Here is a 21,011-nt window from a genome sequence, read left to right on the forward strand (position 1 = left end):
CTTCAAGGAGGTGTGTGATGAGCCAACTTTCCGATAGCGCCCTGGATGATCTGAGAGCCTCAGCCCGAGGCCAGGTCCTCTGCCCGGGCGACCCCGGTTACGACGACGCCCGCAAGATCTGGAATGCGATGATAGACCGCCGGCCGGCGGTGATCTTCCGATGCGCCGGCGCCGCCGACGTGCGCCGCGCCGTGGATTTCGCGCGCGACAACGGCCTGGTCCTGTCCGTGCGCGGCGCAGGCCACAACATCGCGGGCACCGCGGTCTGCGAAGGCGGCATGATGATCGACCTGTCGCCGATGAAGTCGGTGCGCGTCGATCCCGTGCGCGCCCGGGCCTATGTGGAGACCGGCGCGACGCTGGCCGATTTCGACCACGAGGCCCAGGCTTACGGCTTGGCGACGCCGCTGGGCGTGAATTCCACCACCGGCGTTGCCGGGTTGACGCTGGGCGGCGGTTTCGGCTGGCTGACCCGCAGGTTCGGCATGACCATCGACAACCTGCTCTCAGCCGATGTCGTCACCGCGGATGGCAAGCTGCTGCACGCCAGCGAACAGGACAACCCGGATCTGTTCTGGGCAATCCGGGGCGGCGGCGGCAATTTCGGCGTGGTCACCATGTTCGAATTCCAGCTGCATCCGGTCGGACCCGAGGTTTATGGCGGCCTGGTCGTGCTGCCGCTGGAACAGGGCAAAGAAGCGCTGTCGAAGTACCGCGATGCGCTGGCGACCCTGCCCCAGGAACTGACGGTCTGGGCCGTGCTGCGCCTGGCTCCGCCGCTGCCGTTCCTGCCGCAAGCGGTGCACGGCAAGCCCATGGTTGCCTTCGCCATGTGTTATTCGGGCGATCCGGCCAATGGCCCAGCCGCGGTGGAAGTGGTGCGCGGCTTCGGCACGCCTTATGGCGAGCACCTGGGCCCCATGCCCTACGCCGCCTGGCAAAAGGCCTTCGACCCGCTGCTTACACCCGGCGCCCGCAATTACTGGAAGTCGCACAATCTGGGCGGGCTGGAAGACGGGCTGATCGACGCCATAGTGGCGGCGGTGGAAAACCTGCCTTCGCCGCAATGCGAGATCTTCCTGGGCTACATCGGCGGCGTAGCGGCGCAGGTGCCGGTGTCCGCCATGGCCTATCCGCACCGCTCGGCGCAGTTCGCCATGAACGTGCACGGCCGCTGGGACTTTCCGGAAGAAGACGAGCGCTGCATCGCGTGGGCCCGGACGCTGTTCCGGACCACGGAGCCCTATGCGCAAGGAGGGGTGTACGTGAACTTCCTGACGCAGGACGAACCGGAGCGGCTGGGCGCGGCCTACGGCCCTAACTTCGACCGGCTGGTCCAGGCCAAGACCCGCTACGACCCGCAGAACCTGTTCCGGCATAACCAGAACATCAAGCCGGCGTCGCCTTGAACCGGACCTGCGCGGCGGGGAATCCGACTAGCGGGCGCCGGACTTCCCCGCCGCGTTCAGGGCCGCGGCCGCTCGGATCAGCGCCGCCAGGGCCGTTTCGTCCAGCGTTTCCCCCTCGCGGATATCGATGGCGCGCCGCGTGTTGCCGTCCAGGCTGGCGTTGAAGAGCCCGGAGGGATCCTCCAGCGCCGCACCCTTGGCGAAGGTCAGTTTCACGGCGCTTTTGTAGGCTTCGCCGGTACAGATGATGCCGTCGTGCGACCACACCGGCACCCGCCATTTCCATTCCTCGACTACGCCGGGATCGGCCTGCCTGATGATGGCCCTGACCCGCGCGAGCGTCTGGCCGCGCCAGTCGTCCAATTCTCGTATCCTGGCGTCTATCAAGGTGGAGGCCGTCTCTTGCGTTGCCTCTTTGGTTGCGTTGCTCGTCTTGGTGTTCATGCCATGTCCCGGGAAAGATCGCAGACGGATGCGTCAGAAAGAATACCTGCATCGATCCCGGAAAATTTGTTAACTTGGTTAGCAAACCAAAATAGCTAGCACCGTAACGGGGTCACGGAAGAGGAGAATCAAGCGCAATGGCCAATCTGGTTTTGCTGCTGCTGGGCGTGGACTACCTGCGCAAGCGCGCCCGCGGGCTGTATGTCATCGGCGGCCTGCTTTTCATTACAGGCGTCACGCTGTTCATCGACGCGCTCGATAATGCCGTCTATTTCCCGCTGAATTTCTTCGCGGCGCTGCTGGTCCTCGAAGGCCTGGCCACGCTGGTGATCGCCAAGTCCGGCGTGGGGGGGCAGCGGGTGCTGCGCTATGCCAAGGGCGCCATCGTGCTGACGGCGGGCATCCTGGTCCTGATCGGCCACCATCACGGGCATTTCGCGCTGTCCATGCTGTTCGGCCTCATGTTCCTGGTGGACGGCCTGATCCAGTGCACCGCCGCCTACGTGGTGCGCTATGACCGCTGGCGCTATGTCTTTGCCTCGGGCGTGGCCGAAATACTGTTGGCCATCTTCTTTTTCCAGCCCTACCCGACCCATTACGTCGGCACGGTGCCGTACTGCCTGGGCCTGTTCCTGGCGTTTACAGGGCTGCGGCTGCTGTCGCTGGCGCGCCGCGTCCGCCACCTGGACTCCAACCCGGCGCTGGACGTCAATCCGCATCCGGACTTCATGCCCACGCGCGCCGACGCCCATGCGCAAAAGGTGTTCGACGGCCCGCCGCTGGAATCGGAGCGCGCGCTGACCGTGCACGTCTGGACGCCGTCGGGTTCGGCCAAGACCGAGACGCGCAACTATCCCGTGGTGAACCGCTACATCGCCGCCGTCGACATCAACGGCGTGGTGTCGACCGGCCACGCCGCGCTGGAATCACCGGAAGGCGTGTACATCAGCCTGTATCCGGCCCAGGAGATCGACCACTCTCCGGAACAGTTCGGCACCCTGCTGCGCGCCACGGCCGAAAACAACGTGCCCGGCGTGTACCAGCCCGACTACGCGACCGAATCCAAGGCCTGGACCCCGTCCACGATGCGGGTGCGCATCCGCAACTACGACGCAGCCAAGCTGCAGGCCTTCTGGGACGAATACCGCAAGACCAAGATCTACAACCTGACGCACCGCAACTGCTCCAGCTCCGTGTCCAGCGCGCTGGAGGCGGCGCTGGACGGCGTGGTTGGCCGCTTGCACGGCCCGGATGCCGGATGGCGCGTGCTGCTGCGCCTTTTGCTGACGCCGGAACTGTGGGTGGCGGCGCAGATCCGCAAGCGCGCGCTGACCATGGCCTGGACCCCGGGCCTGACGCTGGACTATGCCCGTGCGCTCAGCATGCTGGCCGACCCGCGCCCGTTCGGCTGGTGGAAGATGTCGCAGGACGCGCTGCGCCAGATCGCGCGCATGCGCGCCGGCTGGCGCAAGCAGGACCGCAAGGCTCAGGCCCGCAATGCGGAGCAGGCCGAGTCCTCGCAAGGGGCGCAATGACGGCCCCGCAACGCGCGTGAAGACGCCATGATTGCGCAGATCGTGAGCGGCGTGGCCATCGTGGCCGGCGCGGCCTGGGGCGCGGCGGCGCTCTGGTTCCAATCGCCGTTCCCCGGCCGCGCGCGCGCCGTCCTGCCGGCGGCCTGGCTCGCGCTCGCGGCCGGCGCGCTGATCGGCCTGTCTATCGGACAGCCCTTGATTGCCTGGCTGTTCGGCGCCCTGCTGCTGGCGCTCTTGGCCTGGTGGTGGCTGGGTGTGCGGCCGTCCAACGAGCGCCAGTGGATGCCCGAGGTGGCGCGCCAGACGCAAGGAACGGTCGAGGGCGACATCGTCACCCTGCGCAACGTGCGCAACTTCGACTGGCGGTCGCGCACCGATTACGACATACGCTGGGAGACCCACAGCTACGACCTGTCACGCCTGGAATCGGTAGACCTGGCGTTGTCCTACTGGGGCCGGCCCGCCATCGCGCACGCCTTGGTGTCGTTCGGCTTTGCGGATGGCCAGTACGTGGTGTTCTCGGTGGAGATACGCCGCAAGCTGCACGACATGTTCTCGGAAATTGGCGGTTTCTTCCGCCAGTACGAGTTGTCGGTGCTGGCCTCGACCGAGGAAGACAGCCTGCGCGTGCGCACCAATGTGCGCGGCGAAGAAGGCTATCTGTACCGCGTGCACATGCCGGACGGCGCGGCCCGCAAGCTGTTCCTGGCCTATGTGGAGACCGCTACCCGGCTGGCGGACAAGCCGCGTTTCTACAACACGCTGACGGGCAACTGCACCACCATCGTGTACCGGCTGGCCGACCAGATCGTGCCGGGGTTGCCGCTGGATTACCGCGTGCTGTTCTCGGGTTATCTACCCGAGTACCTGTACCGCCTGGATGCTCTGGAAGGAGCGGATAGTCCGTTGGCGTATCGGCAGGCCGGCCATTACACGCAGCGTGCCCGCGCCACCGCGGACGCGGCCGAATTCTCGCGCAACATCCGGCGCGGCGTGCCAGGCGTGCCACAGGCGCCCGCCCCCGCTCAGGATGGCGCGGCCGTGCCCGGCGCCGGCGCGCGCAGCCGCGCCAAGTAGGCGCCCAGTGTCTCCAGGTGGCTTTCTTCCGAGCGCAGCCCGACATGGCCGTCCGCCCTGACGGCCAGCACGAGGATATGCCGCACGCCGAGCCTTCCGACCACCGAGGGATCAACATAGCCGTCCACGCCATCGACATCCGCATTCGCCGTCAGCGCGACCACGGCCTCGATGATGGCGCCGTCCGATAGCGGCTCGATCGCGGCGCGAACCTGGGCAAGCGCGTCCGCAGACGTCCGCGGGCCGCCCAGGATGAAGACTGTATGGCCCTTGCGGTGGGCGCGCTCATGCAACATCCCCGCGCCGCCCGCCGCAAGGCGTATCGGGATCTGGTCGGGCAGCCGCTGGCCCGGCGAAACCGGGTCGTGCCGGTCTCCCATGACGATGGGCGAATCGCGGTAATCGATGTCCAGCTCCGCCTCGGCAACGGCCTCGTGATGCTGCGAGGCGCCATCCTCGAAGGCTTTGCGGATGGCGGCATTGCGCTCGCGCAGCACGTCCGGATCAGTGGCCAGCTGGGCGCTCTCGGCCTCGTCGCCCGACGCCAGCACACGCTGCGCGGCCGGCCGACGCTCCGCCTGGTAGCTGTCCAGCAGACTGTCCGAGCACTGGCCGCCGCAGACCAGCGCAAGCTTCCAGGCCAGGTTGACGGCGTCGTGCAGGCCGCTATTCATGCCATGGCCTTGGGCCGGACTGCAGGTGTGCGCGGCGTCTCCGGCCAGCAGGATGCGACCGGCCCGGAATTGCCGCGCGACTTTGGTGTAGCAACGGAAGCGCGCCGGATGGGCCACGTCCTCGAAATTCGCCTCGGGCAGATAGCGCCGCAGCGTGGACAAGGCATCGGCCACCAGATCGGAGTCTTCGGCAGTAGGCCGCAGATACACGCGCCAGCGCTGGCCCGGCAGCGCCGTCAGGATCACCGGGATCCTGTCCAGGTAGGCGTAATTGGCCTCGAAGATCTCGGGCCAGCCGCTGATCGCGGCGTCGAACACCGCCCAAGGCTGGCTGATGTCGTGGCCGTCCTGCTCGATGCCTGTCAGCTCGCGCACCGTGCTGTGGTGGCCGTCGCAGCCTATCACCCACTCGGCCAGCACTTCGATTGCGCCGCCCGGCTGCTCGATCCTGGCCAGCATGCCGTCCGGCCGTTCCTGCAGATCCACCAGCTTGCTGGCCCGCTGGACGGCGCCGCCGTGGCTGGACAGATAGTCGGCGAGGATGGACTCCGTGACCTCTTCCGAAATCCCGATGTTGTAGGGGTAGCGGCTGCCGCAAAGGTCCAGATCGATCTCGCCCAGCACCTTGCCGTCGGCATGGATGCGCGCGCCGCGCTGCTTCACGCCCGCGGCCAGCAGCGGCTCGACGATGCCCAGCGAATCGAAGATCTCCAGCGAGCGGGGGTGGACCACCGTTGCGCGGTCCCATTCCAGCGGCCGCTCGTGCGCATCGATCAACAGGCACTGCACGCCGCGCCGTTGCAGCTCGGCGGCGGTGAGCAGGCCCGCCGGACCGGCGCCCACCACCAGGACTGTCGTTGCAATCACCATGATGTCGCCTCGAGAAATTTCGAGGCGACCTGGATTGCGCCTCGGCACGAACCAAAAAAAGTAAGGCCGCGCATCGCTGGCCGTCAAAGATATTGAGGCTTACGCCGCTGGCATGACGCCGCGGACGGACCTCAACCTTTTGGACCGATCCCTGGCGACTCAGCGGTGGCCGGCCAGCTGCGCGGCCTCGCCCAGCAGCGCGTCCAGGAGGCGGCGCGCCGGCACCGTCAGCGGCGCATCGGCGCGGTGCGTCACGTAGATGACGGTCTTGGGCAAGGGATCGATGATGTCCAGCCGCACCAGCCCCAACGCCGGCCCGTAACGGTCCAGGAACCCTTGCGGCATGATGCCGATCAGGTCCAGCTGCGGCATCAGCGCCAGCAACGTGGAAAAGGACTCGCATTCCAGCTGCAGGTGCAGCGCGCGTGCCTGCGTTTCGTCGCTGTACAGCGCCCTGGGATCGCCGGGCCCCTGCGCCGGCCCGGTCAGCACCCAGGCGGCTTCGGCCAGTTCGCTCAGGCGCCGGGCGCCGGCCAGCGGATGCGACGCCCGCGCAACGATGACCGACTGGCTTTCGAACAGCGGCTGCACGGCCAGGTCGCCTCCCCCGCCCGCTTCGGGCAGCGGCCCCAGCGCCATGTCAAGTTCGCCCGAACGGATGCGCTCCAGCGCCTGCGGATACAGCGTGTCGCGCACCCGCAGCCGCACCTGCGGCCAGCGCGCGCCGTAGCGCGCCACCGCGCCCGGCGCCAGCAGGATGGCGGCGGCGGGCGATACGCCCAGGGTCACCTGGGCTTCGGCGCCGCGCAGGTGCCAAGCCAGGTCTTCATGAGCCTTCTCGATTTCTCGCATGACGACCGCGGCGCGCGCCGCGAGGATCTCGCCGGCCTGCGCCAGCCGCACGCCCTTGGGCGTGCGCACCACGAGTTCGGCGCCGACCTCTTCTTCCAGCTGGCGCAGCGACTTGGTCAGCGCCGGCTGCGACACGTTCAGGACCTGCGCGGCGGCGCGCATGCTGCCAGTCCGGGCCAGGGTGAGCAACAGGTTCAGATGCTGGAGTCGCAAGCCGCCTCTCCGGCCGATTACCTGGGGTAATCGACATCAAAACAATTCAAGGGATGCGCGCGCAGGCCGTCGATAGAATTCCTGCATGCCCCAATCGGAGACAGGAGCCTAGCATGACCCGAGGCGTGAAGAACATTCTCTTCATCATGTGCGACCAGCTGCGCTACGACCATCTTTCCTGTTTCGGCCACCCCAGGCTGAAGACCCCGAATCTGGACGCGCTGGCCGCGCGCGGCGTGATCTTTGACCGCGCCTTCGTGCAGTCGCCCGTTTGCGGCCCGTCGCGCATGAGCTACTACACCGGACGCTACGTGCATGCGCACGGGGCCAGCTGGAACTTCGTGCCGCTGAAGGCCGGCGAGATGACCATCGGCGACCATCTGCGGCCGCTGGGCGTGCGTTCCGTGCTGGTGGGCAAGACCCACATGCGCGCCGACATGGCCGGCATGTCACGGCTGGGTATAGACCCGGCCTCCGTCATCGGCCGCCGCATTGCCGAATGCGGCTTCGACGCCTACGAGCGCGACGATGGCATCCATCCGTATTCTGGCCACGACCCGGACCCGCGCTACAACGACTATCTGCGCGCGCAGGGCTACGGCGGCGACAATCCCTGGGAAAGCTGGGCCAATTCCGCCGTGGACGCGGACGGCACGGTGCGCTCGGGCTGGTTCCTGAAGTACTCCAACCTGCCCGCGCGCGTGCCCGACGAGCATTCGGAGACGCCGTACATCACGCGCCGCGCGATGGACTTCATCAGCGAGGCGGGCGAGCAGCCCTGGTGCCTGCACCTGTCCTACATCAAGCCGCACTGGCCCTATCTGGCGCCTGCGCCCTACGCCGCCATGTACAACGCGCAGGACGCGCTGCCTGTGGTGCGATCGGAGGCCGAACGCGCCGACCCGCATCCGGTGTACGCCGCGATGATGCAGCATCGCGTGTCGGCGACCTTTTCCGAGCCCGGCGTGCGCGAAGCCGTCATGCCGGGCTACATGGGATTGATCAAGCAGATCGACGACCAGCTCGGCGCGCTGTTCCGCTTCATGGAGGCGCGCGGACTGTTCGACAACACCATGATCGTGTTCACGTCCGATCACGGCGACTATCTGGGCGACCACTGGATGGGGGAAAAGGACCTGTTCCATGAACCCGTCATCCGCGCGCCGCTGATCGTCTACGACCCGGATCCGCGCGCCGACGCCGCCCGCGGCACGCGCTGCGCGGCCATGGTCGAAGCAATAGACCTGGCGCCGACCTTCCTGGAGGCCTGTGGCGGCGTGCCGGTGCCGCACATCATGGACGGGCGTTCGCTGCGGCCCCTGCTGTTCGGCCAGACGCCGCCGGATTGGCGCGACCACGTCATCTGCGAGTACGACTATGCCTTCCAGGATTCGCGCATCGCGCTGGGTACGCCCGCGCGCCAGGCCTGGCTGCGCATGGTGCGCGATGAACGCTGGAAGTACGTGCTGGCCGAAGGCTACCGGCCGATGCTGTACGACCTGCAGGAAGACCCGAACGAATTCGTCGACCTGGGCGCCTCGCCCGCGCATGAGGCGGTGCGCAAGCGCATGGAGGAATTGCTGTTCCGCTGGGCGCGCCAGCCGCGCCAACGCGCCACGGTGGCCGACGGCACCATCGAATCGATCGAAGTCCAGCCGCGCATTTCCGAGGGCGGCATCCTGATCGGCTATTGGGACGAAGCCGACCTGGCCCGCGCCAGGCAGACGTTCAAGCCCCGTTTCGCATCATCCAACCCGCTCGTGAAGCCGACGCTGGATCGGCTGTCGCAATCCTGAGGAGTGCAGCATGATTCTCGAAACCCCCGACATCACCCGCGCCCAGGCCGGCCTGGACGGCGTCTCCTGGAACATCCTGGGCCAGGTGTACGTGCCCAAGCAGGTCAGCCTGGACAGCATTTCCTGGCACGCCACGTTTCCGGAAGAGAGCTTCGTGCCGCCGCACGTGCACCCCAACCAGGACGAGTACATCTTCGTGCTGGACGGCCGCATCGACCTGCTGCTGGACGGCAAGAAGACCTCGGCCGGCCCCGGCGACCTCGTGCGCATGCCTCGTGGCGTGCCGCATGCCTTCTTCAACAATTCCGGCGTCGCCGCCACCGCGCTGTTCTGGGCCGCGCCCGCGGGCAAGCTGCTGGAGCTTTACCGGCGCATCCACAACATGTCGAGTCCGGCGGAGGTCGTTGCGGTGGCGCCGGAGTACGACGTGATCTTCATGCCGCCTGTCTCGTCAGCGGCCTGAACCATGCGCCGCCGCACGCTACTGAAGGGCCTGTCCGGCGCCCTGGCCTGTACCCTGCCCTGGGCCGCCCGCGCCGCGTACCCGGACAAGCCCGTACGCATCATCGTGCCGCTGCCGGCGGCCAGCCCGCCCGACGTGCTGGCGCGCGTGATCGGCGAAAGGCTGCAGCGCCTTTGGGGGCAGCCGGTGGTGGTGGAGAACCGGCCCGGCGCGACCGGCATGATAGGGCTGGACGCCGTCGCCCGCAGCGCCCCCGACGGCTACACCGTGGGCATCATGTTCCTGACGCATACCGTGCTGCCGGCGCTGTTCGGCAAGGTGTCGTACCGCACGGATGGCGACTTCGCGCCGATCGCGAACCTGGTCTGGCTGTATAACGCCCTGCTGGTGGCGCCAGGCAGCGAATACGCCGACGTCCGCGGCCTGGTCGAACAGGCGAAGCGCCAGCCCGGCAAGCTCAGCTACGGTTCCGGCGGCAACGGCTCGCCCGCCCATCTGCTGGGCGCGGCCTTCTGCCAGGCGGCCGGCATAGACATGCTGCACGTGCCGTTCAAGGGTCCTGCGGAAGCGGCGCAGGCGCTGATGGGCGGCTACGTGCAGACCATGTTCGCCACCGCTTCCGTCGCAGTGCCGCTGGCGCAGTCCGGCAAGCTGCGCGCGCTCGCCGTCACGCGTGATGGCGGCATGGCCGCCTTGCCCGGCGTGCCCACGCTGGCCGAGGCCGGCGTGCCTGCGTTCAACCTGAAAGAATGGGAGGGAATCGTCGCGCCCGCAGGTACGCCGCCGGACCTGATCGCCAAATGGAACGGCGCCATGCAGACCATCCTGGCCGACGCCGAGGTGCGCGACAAACTCGCCGGCCTGGGCATGGAAGCCGCCCAGGCCAACACGCCGGCCGAGTTCACCGGGCTGATACGCGGCGAGCTGCAACGCTGGTCGGCGTTCGTGTCGGAACAGAAGCTGCGCAACGGATGACGGGCGGGCGGCCAAGCCCGGCCGCCTACTTCGCCACGCCCCCCACCCTGCCCAGGAACTCCAGCACCGCCAGATAGGAGCCTTCGTTGCCCGCCGCGTTGGCGCTGGGCGTGCCGCCCGCGTCCAGCAGCAGGCCGGACATGGCGTGCGGCTTGCTGATCAGGGTCGCGGGCAGGCAGGGATAGTGCACGTGATGGCCGGCGCCCATGCAGACATGGTGGAAGGTGGGCAAGCCATGTTCCTGGCGCCGCCGCATGACGATTTCAGAGTACGCGGTGCTGGGCCAGAAGCCGTCGTCCGACGCGCTGACCAGCAGCACCGGACCAGGATAGTTCTCGACCGGAATGCGGGCGCGCTCGAACGCCGCGCTGTCGCGCGTGGCGCTGAGAAAGGCGTGCGTCTGGCGGTACGGCGGCTGGGACGCGTAGGCGGCGTCCCAGTTGGCGCTGGCGTTGTCCTGCCACAGGTGCGGCAGCGGCTCGCCGCCCTTGGTCCAGACCTGCGCGTCGCGGCCGGTGCCGGGCGCGCCAGCGCTGACCACGCCGTGCATCACGGGCGAAGGCACATAGGCCACCACTGCGCTTACCAGGTCCGGGTATTGCGAGGCCACCAGCAGCGAGGTCTCGCCGCCGCGGCTGATGCCGGACAGGGCCACGAAGCCGTCGCGCGGGTTGAGCTCCGCGCGTGCCCAGCGCAGCGCATGCTCGAAATACTCCAGCGGCATGTCGTTCAGATACTTGGGGCGGCCTTCGTAGTTGAAGATGGCCAGCGCCAGGCACTGGTAGCCGCGGGACGCGAACAGCGCCGCGCGCGGCGCGTTGACGCCGCCGGACGAGCCGTTCATGTAGATCACCAGCGGATGCGGGCCCGGTCCGGCGGGGGTGTAAAGCTCGCCCGACAGCGTCATGCCGCCGACTTGCTCGCGCACGCTGCGGTGCGTGACGCCTTCGGCCTGGAATTCCTGCACCAGGGTCGCCGCGGCGGACTGGCGTCCGTCGCTGGCTTCGATGCGGATGACGAGCGGCTCGGTCCGGTCCGGCGGGAACACCACGCTGGCCACGTCCTCGCAGGCCATGGACCAGACGATGCCCATGGCCGCGGGTTCGGCGTAGCTGCCGGACACGGGGCAATCGCGGGACAGGTCCAGGGTGCCGTCATGGCCCGCCACGAATACCGCTTGCGAGCGCCATGGCGCGCCGCACATCGTCATGCTGGCCGTGACCGTGATGAAGGCGTAGGCCGGAAAGCCGCTCACGCGGATCTCGCGCGTCACGTCGATCAGGGCGCGTTCCGGGGTGACGGTGATGCTGGGTTGTTCTGCCACGGTGGCTCCTTAGCTCTTCAGGTCGGTCTTGGGCACGCCATTGGCCTTGATGACCTGGGCCCACATGGCGGATTCATCGGCGATGACCTTGTCCAGGTCGGCCGACGAGGTGAACTCCACGGTCACGCCCTGGTCCGCGAACTGCTGCACCAGGCTGGGATCGCGCGTGCCTTCGCGCACGGCGTTCTCCAGCGCCGCGACCACGGGCGCCGGCATGGCGGCCGGACCCGAGATCATCATGCGGGTATAGAGCTCGAAGCCGTCCACGCCCGCTTCCTTCATGGTGGGAACGTCGGGCAAGCTGGACAGGCGCTTGTCGGAGGTGACCGCCAGCACCTGCAGCTTGCCAGACTTGATGTTGGGCAGCGCCGAGGTCGGGAAGTCGAAGGTGCTCTGCACCGTGCCTGCCATCAGGTCCAGCAGCGCGGGGCCGCTGCCCTTGTAGGGCACGTCCTGGAACTGCGTGCCGGTCTTGGACTGGAAATGCAGCAGCGCCAGGTGGTTGATCACGCCCCGGCCCGCATGCGCGCAAGTGATGTCGCCGGGCTTCTTCTTGGCCAGCGCAATGAATTCCTGCACGTTCTTCACGCCCAGGTCGGGATGCACGATCAGCAGCATCGGCGACTTGCCCATGGAGCCCAGCTGCTTGAAATCCGATTGCTGGTAAGGCAGGTTGTTGTAGAGCAAGGGATTCAGGATCATGCCGTTGGTGCCGGCGAAACCCAGCGTGTAGCCATCGGGCTCGGCGCGCGCCACCGCCACCGTGGCGATGATGGCCTGGCCGCCGGGACGGTTTTCCACCACTACGCTCTGCTTCAAGGTCTTGCCCATGCGCTCGGCCAGGGCGCGCGCCGCGATATCGGTCAGCCCGCCAGGGGCAAAGCCCACCAGCAGGCGCACGGGACGGGTCGGAAAGGTATTCTGGGCCCAGGCGGGGCGCGAGATCAGGGGCAACGCGGCGAGCGCGCCCAGGGCATGGCGGCGGGTAAATCGCATACAACTCTCCAGGCAAGGACAACGCCCCCGCGCCCGGGAGAGGCCGCGGGGCAAAGCAATCGAAGGGAAAGGACGCGCGGGCCGCTCACCTTACGGCGAGCTGTCACGGCGTCAGTATGTTGTATGCAATACCGCGGACGGGCTATCTAGGGATATCCCGAGGCTCTCCGTGGAGCAAGCGAGCGCTTTATTCCGAACAGCGGTATTTGGTATGCGATCTGAGGGCGCTAGGCCTTGGTCATCAGCTTCTTCCAACCTTCCAGCCCCAGCCGCTTCATCGTATCGATGTTCTTCTCGTAGATTTCGGCGGCGTCCGGGAAGGACTCCACCGCGCGGTCGATGCTGTCTTCGCGCAACAGGTGCAGGATCGGGTACGGCGACCGGTTGGTGTAGTTCTCGATGTCGTCCGGCTGCGTGTCGGCAAACTGGAACTGCGGATGGAAGGTGGCCACCTGCAGCTCGCCCACCAGACGCATGCGCTTGAGCAGACGGTCGGACAGGTCTTCGAAGTCATTGAAATCAATGAAATCGTCCAGCGCGTCGGGAATGATCAGCAGCGTGGTGTCGATCTTTTCCGGATCGGCTTCGGCCAGCAGCGCCAGTTCGTCCTGCAGGTCGGTCAGAACGCCTTCGGCGTCGGTGGCATCGCTGACGGCAAAGCGGATCTGGTCCTTGACCTGCACCGCCTTGGCGAAGGGACAGAGGTTCAGGCCGATCACGGCCTGGTTCAGCCAGTGCTTGGTCTCAGCGACCACGTTGGCGTAGGCGTCGGAAGTGGAAATCATGGGTGTCCGTCCTGGAAAAAAGAAAAGCGCGGGCGTTGCGGCCCGCGCTTTGAAGAGCGTCGCCGCCGCTTACGCGGTGGGCATGGCGGCCATGGTCTGGGCCACGGCTGCGGTCAGTTTCTTGCCGTAGGGCACGTGCAGGAATTCATTGGGGCCGTGGGCGTTGGACTTGGGGCCCAACACGCCGCAGACCATGAACTGGGCCTTGGGAAAGCCCTTCTGCAGGATGCTCATCAGCGGAATGGTGCCGCCCTGGCCAATGTAGCCGCAGGACGCGCCGTAGTATTGCTGCGAGGCCGCATCCAGCGCCTGGGTCAGCCAGGGCGCCGAGGCCGGGGCGTTCCAGCCGGTGGCGGCGCCTTCGTTGGCCTTGAAGATCACCTTGGCGTTATAGGGCGCGTCGGCTTCCAGCAGGGCCTTGATCTCTTGCGAGGCGGCCACGGCGTCGATCAGCGGCGGCAGGCGCAGCGACAGCTTGAAGGCGGTGCGGGGGCGCAGCACGTTGCCGGCGCTGGACAGCGGCGGCAGGCCTTCGGCGCCGGTCACCGACAGCGTCGGACGCCAGGTGCGGTTCAGCAGCGCCTGCTCGGGTTCGGTCGTCATGGGCAGCACAAAGCCGCCGTCGGCGCCGCAGCTCCAGGGGAAACGGCGCCAGACTTCGTCGCCCAGGATGCGCGCGGTGGCGTGCACTTGTTCCACGCGTTCGGCGGGGATCTCGCAATGCAGGCTCTGCGGCAGCAGGCGGCCGGTGCTGCTGTCTTCCAGGCGGTCCAGCAGATGGCGCAGGATGCGGAACGAGGACGGCACCACGCCGCTGGAGTCGCCCGAGTGCACGCCTTCGTCCAGCACCTGGACTTCCAGCGTGCCCGACACCATGCCGCGCAGCGAGGTCGTCATCCAGAGCTGGTCGTAGTTGCCGGCGCCGGAGTCCAGGCACACCACCAGGGCCACGTTGCCCAGACGGTCGCGCAGCGCGTCCACATAGGGCAGCAGGTCGTAGCTGCCGGATTCTTCACAGGTTTCGACGATGCCCACGCAACGCGGACGCGGAATGCCCTGCTTGTCCAGCGCCATGATGGCGGTCAGCGAGGCATACACGGCGTAGCCGTCATCGGCGCCCCCGCGGCCGTAGAGCTTGCCGTCTTCGAGCTTGGGGGTCCAGGGGCCGAGGCCTGCGCGCCAGCCGGAGAATTCGGGCTGCTTGTCCAGGTGACCGTACAGCAGCACGGTGTCGCCGTTGTCGCTGCGGGTGGCGGGCGCGTCAAAGAAGATGACGGGCGTGCGGCCCGGCAGGCGCACCACTTCCAGCTTCAGGCCGGAGACCTTCTGCGCCTCGACCCACTGCGCGGCGTCGCGCACCACGCGCTCGATGAAAGCGTTCTTTTCCCAGTCCGCGTCGAACGCCGGGCTCTTGGCCGGGATGGCGATGTAGTCGGTCAGCGCCGGGATGATCTCGTTGTCCCATTTCTCGTCGACGAAAGCCTGCAGGGCCTTCGGGTCCAGGGTGGGAGGAAGAGCGTCTTCGGGGATGCGTGCGTTCATGGCGCGGGATCCTGTGTGCGGGAGGGGGTAGGCAATCCGCTATTTTATGCCTGTGTGGCGCGGCTGGCACCTTTTGTCCCTGGTTGTCGTCGGCGCCGGGAAATGGTGCCGCCATGTGGTGCCGCCCTGTGGGCCGCAGATCTGGCCCATGAACAAAGCCCCCAAGGCGCAAACACGCAGGGGGCTTTGGTTCAGTTCACGGCCAGCCCTCCGGGCCGGCCGCCTTATGGGCCAAGGTCAGCGACGCAATCAGGCGCCGAGCAAAGCCGGTTCGCCGTTGCGGCCCACGGCCGGCGCGTCGGCGTCGATCACGCGGCCGGTCTGCAGCTTGAACACGGCCACGGCTTCGCGCAGGCGCTGCGCCTGGGTTTCCAGCGAGGCTGCGGACGCCGCGGCCTCTTCGACCAGCGCGGCGTTCTGCTGCGTCACGCTGTCCATCTGCGACACGGCCTGGTTGACCTGCTGGATGCCCTGCGACTGTTCTTCAGATGCGCTGGAAATTTCGTTGATGATGTCCGTCACGCGACGTACCGAGACCACGATTTCCTGCATCGTGGCGCCGGCGGCTTCCACCTGGTCCGAACCGACAGATACCTTCTGCACGGAGTCGTCGATCAGGCCCTTGATTTCCTTGGCGGCGGCGGCGCTGCGCTGCGCCAGGGCGCGCACTTCGCTGGCCACGACGGCGAAGCCCTTGCCCTGCTCGCCGGCGCGCGCCGCTTCCACTGCGGCGTTCAGCGCCAGGATGTTGGTCTGGAAGGCGATGCCGTCGATCACGCCGACGATGTCGGCGATGCGGTTGGAGCTGTCGGCAATGCCGCGCATGGTGCCGACCACGTCGCCCACGGCCTGGCCGCCGCGCGTGGCCACTTCGGACGCCGCCACGGCCAGTTCCGAGGCGCTGCGGGAGCTTTCCGCGTTGTTGCGCACGGTGGAAGACAGTTCATCCATGCTGGCGGCGGTTTCTTCCAGCGAGGCGGCCTGCTGCTCGGTGCGCGAAGACAGGTCGATGTTGCCCGCGGCGATCTCGCGCGCGCCGGTGTGGATCTCTTCCACGCCCAGCCTCACGGCCGACACGGTACGCGCCAGGCTATCCTGCATACGCTTGACGGCGGCGTAGAGCACGCCGATTTCGTTGTTGCCGCGTTGCTCGATGCGGTTGGTCAGGTCGCCGCCGGCGATGCGGTCGAACAGGCGTCCGGCTTCATGCAGCGGACGGAACACCGCGCGGCCGAACACCGCGTACAGGCCCACCACCAGCGCGGCCACCACGACCAGCAGGCCGATCAGGACGGCGATCGCGCCATTGATGCGAGTGGAGGCGTCGCGCGCCACGCGCTGGCCGACTTCGTCGGCGTAATCCACGTACTTCTGGATGGCGGCGGTAAAGGTCAGGCCCAGCGGCGTGACTTTTTCCAGGTTGAGGCGGTTGGAATCCTGTGCGTTGCCGGCACGGATGGCCGCGATCATGGGCACGATGGCGTCGCGGTGATAGACGTCGTAGGCCGCCAGCGCCGCGTCCAGCAGCGGCTTGCCCTGGGGCGAGGTTTCGGGTGTCTTGCGCGCTAGGTCGATCAGCTCGCCGGCCTTCTTGGTGTAGCCGTCCAGGCGCTGCATGCTGGCCAGGTTGTCCAGGCTTTTGCCTTCCATCAGCGCGGTCTGCGCGGCCAGCAGCACCAGGCGGGCGCGCAACAGTTCGGCGCCAGCGCCGTTCACCGCATTGGCGCGGACCAGGTTGGTGTCCAGCAGCACTTCGATGGAATTGCGGTTGGAGGTCAACTGCTGGTGGACGGCGATGCCGGTTAGCAGGAAAAGCGCGAAGAAAACGGCTAAAGCGGTCGTCAAGACCGCGCGAATACTGAGATTCTTGAACATTGGGGTCACTCCGGGTTGCGTGTAGCGGCTACCTATGCTTTACGACAGGTTGCAATGAAAAGTTAAACATCTCATTTGATTGCATGAGGCATTTCGTTCCGCGCCGCGCTTGTCCAACACAATTAACAACGATTATCATTTGCAGTTTTGGACCTGACGGGAACCCATCGTGACGGCGGCCACCCAGCCCACGGCGCACCATGCCTTGAACCTGCTCTACCGCGACCATCACGGATGGCTGGCGGGCTGGCTGCGGCGGCGGCTGGGTTGCGCCCACGATGCCGCGGACCTGTCGCACGACACCTACGAACGGCTGCTGAACTCGGGCCGGCTGCCCGAAGCCGGCCAGGCGCGCGCCTTTCTCACCCAGATCGCCCGGGGCCTGGTGGTGGACCTGTACCGCCGCCGCGCCCTGGAAAGCGCCTACCTGGACGCCCTGGCCAGCTTGCCCGAAGCGCACATGCCATCGGCCGAGGCGCGCGCGCTGGCGCTGGAAACGCTGATGGCGGTGGACGCCGCGCTGGACGCCCTGCCCGCCCGCGCCCGCCAGGTCTTCATCCTGTCCCGGTTCGAGGGCCGGACCTATTCCGACATCGCGCAAAGCCTGGGCGTGTCGGTGGCGCTGGTGCGCAAGCACATGCTGCGCGCCGCCCAAGCCTGCCTGGCCGCGCTGTGAGCGCCCGGCACGGGGACATCCCGGAACCGATACTGGCTCAAGGGCTGGAATGGCTGGTCATCCTGTGGTCCGGCGAAGCCAGCGCCGACGAACGCGCGGCCTGGCAGCGCTGGCGCGCCGCCCATCCGGACCATGAGCGCGCCTGGCAGCAAGTGCAGCGGATCGATACGCGGCTGATGGACGTGTCGTCCGAGGCATCGGCCCAGGCTCTGGCCCGCTCGGGCCGGCAGGCGGGACGCCGCAAGGCCCTGCGCTTGATGGGCTGGGCGGTGCTGGGCGCCGGCGCCGCGGGCCTGGCGGCCCAACGCCTGCCTTGGCAGGCCTACGCCGCCGACTACCGCAGCGCCGTAGGCGAACGGCGCGAAATCACGCTGGCCGACGGCACCCGGCTCGTACTCAACGGCGACAGCGCCGTGGACATGGAATACACCGCCGACACACGCCGGCTGGTCCTGCGCCGCGGCGAGATCTACGTGCAAACCGGCCACGGCCCGGCCGCCGCGGGCCGCCCCTTTTTCGTCGCCACCGCCTTTGGCGACGTGCAGGCGCTGGGCACCCGGTTCACGGTGGAGCAGCAGCGCGACCGGATACGGGTCGGCGTCTATGAAGGCGCGGTGGAGATCCAGCCGTTCCGGGGCCGCCCCCTGCGCCTGGACGCGGGCCAATCCGCCGCGTTCACGCCGCTGGCGGCCGAGCCGATGCCGGACGCCTTGCAGCAGGCGCCAGCCTGGCTGCGCGGCCAACTGGTGGCCGAACGCCTGCGCCTGGCCGATTTCCTGGAGCAGGTCGGACGCTACCGGCGCGGCGTGATCCGCTGCGACCCGCGCGTGGCCGACCTGATCGTGTCGGGCGTGTACGCCCTGGACGACACGGACCGGATCCTGGCCTCGCTTGCAAGAGCCCTGCCGCTGCGCGTGTCGCGCTACACGAGCTACTGGGTGGTGGTGGAACCCAGATAGCCCTCCACAAAAAAATTTCGCGAAAACCGTAGCACTTTTTATTTCTCGTTCGGGATACCTGCATATCCGCAGCATTCACGTCCGCAACGAGGAACCCACTACATGCAAGCCCGCTCCACTCCCAAGCCCGCCCGCAGCACGCTGGCGCTGGCCCTGACCGCTTTGGCGCTGGCCGCGCCCCCCGCCGCCATGGCCGCGGAACCGGGCGCCCCCTCGCCCCAGGAGCGGGCCGCCAGAAGCTACGACATTCCCGCCGGCCCGTTGGACCAGGTGCTTAACGCCTATTCGCAGCAGGCGGGCGTGACCATCACCATCGACGGCGCCCTGACCGCGGGCCGGCGCAGTCCCGGCCTGCGCGGCGCCTATGGCCTGAACGCGGGCTATGCCGCGATCCTGGCCGGCAGCGGCCTGGCGGCGCGCCTGGAAGGCGGCGGCTACGTGCTGCGTCCGCTGCCGCCCGGCGCGGCCGGCGTCTCCACGCTGGAGCCGGTCACCGTGCGGGCCTCAAGCGTAGCGCCCGACAGCTACGTGGCCGAGGAAACCCGGGCCGGCACCAAGACCGACACGCCCATCCTGGAAGTGCCGCAGTCGATCTCGGTGGTAACGCGCGCGCAGATGGAAGCGCAGAACGCGCAAAGCGTGACCGAAGTGCTGCGCTACGTGCCCGGCGTAACGGTGGAAACCTACGGCGTGGACCCCAAGGGTTTCGATTGGGTCATGCTGCGCGGCTTCAACGCCCAGGCCACCAGCGACTATAAGGACGGCCTGCGCCAGGCGACCTCCGGCTACACCCTGTTCCGCAGCGAACCCTATGCGCTGGATCGCATCGAGGTGCTGCGCGGCCCCTCTTCCGTGCTGTACGGCCAGGGCGACGCGGGCGGGGTCATCAACCGCGTGAGCAAACTGCCCTCGGCCACGCCGCACTACGAGGCCGAGCTGGAGTACGGCAGCTTCCAGCGCAAGCAGGCGGCGGTCGACCTGACCGGCCCGGCGACCGAAGACGGCACGCTGATGTACCGCGTCATCGGCGTGGCGCGCGACGCCAACACGCAATTCACCTATCCGAACGGCGACCGGATCTCCGACGACCGCCTGTTCCTAGCGCCTTCGCTGACCTGGGCCCCTTCCGCCGCGACCCGCTTCACGCTGCTGACGGAGTACCTGCGCGACCGCTCCGGCGGCACCATCGGCACGGTCACGGTCAACGGCAAGCCCACCAATCTGCGCAACGGCGATCCCAATTTCAACCGCTACGACCAGGACCAGAAGAGCATCGGCTACCTGTTCGAGCACCGCTTCAACGACACGCTGCAGGTACGGCAGAACCTGCGCTACGGGCGGGTCGATTCGATCCTGGACAACATGTTCCTGGCCGGCCTGACGCCCACCGGCATCGCCCGCACAGCCCGGCGCTACGACGAAAGCATGACCGCGCTGGCGTTGGACAACCAGGCTCAGTTCGACCTGCGCACCGGCCCGCTGGCCCATACGCTGCTGCTGGGCCTGGACTTCAACCGCAGCAGCGCCGACGTGTCGCGCACCATGGGGCCGGCGCCCAGCCTGAACCCGTTTGACCCGGTCTATGGCGTGGACGTGCCCACGCCAACCATACCGCTGGCCAACTACCTGGAGCGCACGCACCAGACCGGCCTGTATCTGCAGGACCAGGTCCGCTTCGATGAACGCTGGGTGCTGACCCTGGGCGGCCGCTACGACTGGTACAGCCAGAAGACCGAAAACCGGATCCTGAACAACGACACCGATCAAAGCGGCAGCCGCTTCAGCGGCCGCGCCGGCCTGAACTACGTCATGCCCAACGGCATCGCGCCCTACGTCAGCTTCGCCCAGTCCTTCCTGCCCAATACCGGAACCTCTGCGCCGGCCAATGGCAGTTCTCCGTTCGCGCCCTCGCGCGGACGCCAATGGGAAGGCGGCATCAAGTTCCAGCCGCCCGGGTCGAATGCGCTCTACACGCTGGCGGTCTTCGACATCAAGAAGAGCAACGTGCTGACCAATGACCTGCAGAACCCCGGCTTCCAGGTCGCCTCGGGCGAGGTGCAATCGCGCGGCGTGGAACTGGAAGGCAAGTTCAGCCTGGGCGATGGCTGGGACTTCACCGGTTCCTATACCTATGTGCGTGCCCGCATCACGCGCGCCAACAACGGTACCGAAGGCAACCGTCCGGCCCTGGTGCCCGAGCACAGCGCCTCCGGCTGGCTCAACTACACGGTGCGCAACAGCGCGCTGGCCGGCTTGAGCCTGGGCGCCGGCCTGCGCTACGTGGGCTCGACCTACGGCGACAACGCCAACACGCTGAAGATCGCCGGGCGCACGCTGGTGGACGCGGGCGTGTCCTATGCGGTGGACAAGCACCTGACGCTGTCGGTCAACGCCACCAACCTGTTCGACAAGGAATACCTGGCGACCTGCTCCGACCTGAGCGATTGCTATCCGGGAAGCCGGCGCAGCGTCATCGGCCGGGTGAAGTACCAGTTCTGAAGTACCAGTTCTGAACTCCGCAATGAAAACGCCCCGCCAAATAGCGG

17 protein-coding genes are annotated in these 21,011 nt (G+C 67.5%); 9 read left to right on the top strand and 8 right to left on the bottom strand.

Going from position 1 to position 21,011, the window contains the following annotated elements; genetic code table 11:
* Positions 1-17: 17 nt before the first annotated feature.
* Positions 18-1,409, top strand: coding sequence for an FAD-binding oxidoreductase (locus HV793_RS17330; RefSeq protein WP_175213656.1), 1,392 nt, complete (start codon positions 18-20; stop codon positions 1,407-1,409).
* Between the two features lie 27 nt (positions 1,410-1,436).
* Here the strand turns inward: HV793_RS17330 and HV793_RS17335 are convergent, their stop codons facing one another.
* A complete protein-coding gene (locus HV793_RS17335) occupies positions 1,437-1,853 on the bottom strand; it encodes a DUF1801 domain-containing protein (RefSeq protein ID WP_175162265.1) in 417 nt (138 codons plus the stop codon).
* Between the two features lie 137 nt (positions 1,854-1,990).
* Here HV793_RS17335 and HV793_RS17340 point away from each other — a divergent pair, with 137 nt between their 5' ends.
* Positions 1,991-3,388 carry an HdeD family acid-resistance protein gene (locus tag HV793_RS17340; RefSeq protein ID WP_175213657.1) on the top strand — a complete coding sequence of 466 codons (1,398 nt, stop codon included), beginning with the start codon at positions 1,991-1,993 and terminating at the stop codon, positions 3,386-3,388.
* 27 nt (positions 3,389-3,415) lie between these two features.
* The gene (locus tag HV793_RS17345; protein ID WP_175213658.1) at positions 3,416-4,465 is read left to right on the top strand and encodes an Lnb N-terminal periplasmic domain-containing protein; all 1,050 of its coding nucleotides are present in this window, start codon (positions 3,416-3,418) and stop codon (positions 4,463-4,465) included.
* Here the strand turns inward: HV793_RS17345 and HV793_RS17350 are convergent.
* Entirely contained in the window at positions 4,414-6,009 is a 1,596-nt protein-coding gene (locus tag HV793_RS17350; RefSeq protein WP_175213659.1) for an FAD-dependent monooxygenase, read from the bottom strand. The two genes, HV793_RS17345 and HV793_RS17350, sit on opposite strands and share 52 nt — an antisense overlap.
* 159 nt (positions 6,010-6,168) lie before the next feature.
* Positions 6,169-7,074, bottom strand: a complete 906-nt coding sequence (locus HV793_RS17355; protein WP_054456256.1) for a LysR substrate-binding domain-containing protein — start codon at positions 7,072-7,074, stop codon at positions 6,169-6,171.
* Positions 7,075-7,187: 113 nt separating this feature from the next.
* Between HV793_RS17355 and HV793_RS17360 the strand changes: the two genes are divergently transcribed.
* The 3 genes from HV793_RS17360 to HV793_RS17370 are packed head-to-tail and all read left to right on the top strand — an operon-like array spanning position 7,188 to position 10,308.
* Complete coding sequence (locus HV793_RS17360; protein WP_175213660.1) at positions 7,188-8,870, top strand: alkaline phosphatase family protein; 1,683 nt, start codon at positions 7,188-7,190, stop codon at positions 8,868-8,870.
* A 10-nt stretch (positions 8,871-8,880) separates the two neighbouring features.
* The gene (locus HV793_RS17365) at positions 8,881-9,333 is read left to right on the top strand and encodes a cupin domain-containing protein (RefSeq protein ID WP_054456254.1); all 453 of its coding nucleotides are present in this window, start codon (positions 8,881-8,883) and stop codon (positions 9,331-9,333) included.
* A gap of 3 nt (positions 9,334-9,336) precedes the next feature.
* Positions 9,337-10,308, top strand: coding sequence for a Bug family tripartite tricarboxylate transporter substrate binding protein (locus tag HV793_RS17370; RefSeq protein ID WP_175181380.1), 972 nt, complete (start codon positions 9,337-9,339; stop codon positions 10,306-10,308).
* A 25-nt stretch (positions 10,309-10,333) separates the two neighbouring features.
* Here the strand turns inward: HV793_RS17370 and HV793_RS17375 are convergent, their stop codons facing one another.
* The 5 genes from HV793_RS17375 to HV793_RS17395 all read right to left on the bottom strand — a co-directional run bounded on the left by HV793_RS17375 (position 10,334) and on the right by HV793_RS17395 (position 16,830).
* A complete protein-coding gene (locus HV793_RS17375) occupies positions 10,334-11,632 on the bottom strand; it encodes an alpha/beta fold hydrolase (RefSeq protein ID WP_175213661.1) in 1,299 nt (432 codons plus the stop codon).
* Positions 11,633-11,641: 9 nt separating this feature from the next.
* Positions 11,642-12,628 (bottom strand): Bug family tripartite tricarboxylate transporter substrate binding protein, encoded by a 987-nt coding sequence (locus tag HV793_RS17380; RefSeq protein ID WP_054456251.1) that lies wholly within the window; start codon positions 12,626-12,628, stop codon positions 11,642-11,644.
* Positions 12,629-12,855: 227 nt separating this feature from the next.
* Positions 12,856-13,413, bottom strand: coding sequence for a DUF1415 domain-containing protein (locus HV793_RS17385; protein ID WP_054456250.1), 558 nt, complete (start codon positions 13,411-13,413; stop codon positions 12,856-12,858).
* A gap of 69 nt (positions 13,414-13,482) precedes the next feature.
* A complete protein-coding gene (locus tag HV793_RS17390; protein ID WP_054456249.1) occupies positions 13,483-14,955 on the bottom strand; it encodes a M20 family metallopeptidase in 1,473 nt (490 codons plus the stop codon).
* 249 nt (positions 14,956-15,204) lie between these two features.
* Positions 15,205-16,830, bottom strand: coding sequence for a methyl-accepting chemotaxis protein (locus tag HV793_RS17395; RefSeq protein ID WP_054456248.1), 1,626 nt, complete (start codon positions 16,828-16,830; stop codon positions 15,205-15,207).
* A 169-nt stretch (positions 16,831-16,999) separates the two neighbouring features.
* On the opposite strand from HV793_RS17395, the gene HV793_RS17400 reads away from it, so the two are divergent.
* The 3 genes from HV793_RS17400 to HV793_RS17410 all read left to right on the top strand — a co-directional run bounded on the left by HV793_RS17400 (position 17,000) and on the right by HV793_RS17410 (position 20,964).
* Positions 17,000-17,506 (top strand): sigma-70 family RNA polymerase sigma factor, encoded by a 507-nt coding sequence (locus tag HV793_RS17400; protein ID WP_054456247.1) that lies wholly within the window; start codon positions 17,000-17,002, stop codon positions 17,504-17,506.
* Positions 17,503-18,465 carry a FecR domain-containing protein gene (locus HV793_RS17405; RefSeq protein ID WP_175162253.1) on the top strand — a complete coding sequence of 321 codons (963 nt, stop codon included), beginning with the start codon at positions 17,503-17,505 and terminating at the stop codon, positions 18,463-18,465. Before HV793_RS17400 ends, HV793_RS17405 begins: the two co-directional genes overlap by 4 nt.
* A gap of 102 nt (positions 18,466-18,567) precedes the next feature.
* Positions 18,568-20,964 carry a TonB-dependent siderophore receptor gene (locus HV793_RS17410; protein ID WP_175181383.1) on the top strand — a complete coding sequence of 799 codons (2,397 nt, stop codon included), beginning with the start codon at positions 18,568-18,570 and terminating at the stop codon, positions 20,962-20,964.
* The last annotated feature ends 47 nt before the right edge of the window (positions 20,965-21,011 follow it).

The sequence above is a fragment of the Achromobacter aegrifaciens genome (assembly GCF_902859965.1).
Classification (GTDB): Bacteria; Pseudomonadota; Gammaproteobacteria; order Burkholderiales; family Burkholderiaceae_B; genus Achromobacter; species Achromobacter aegrifaciens.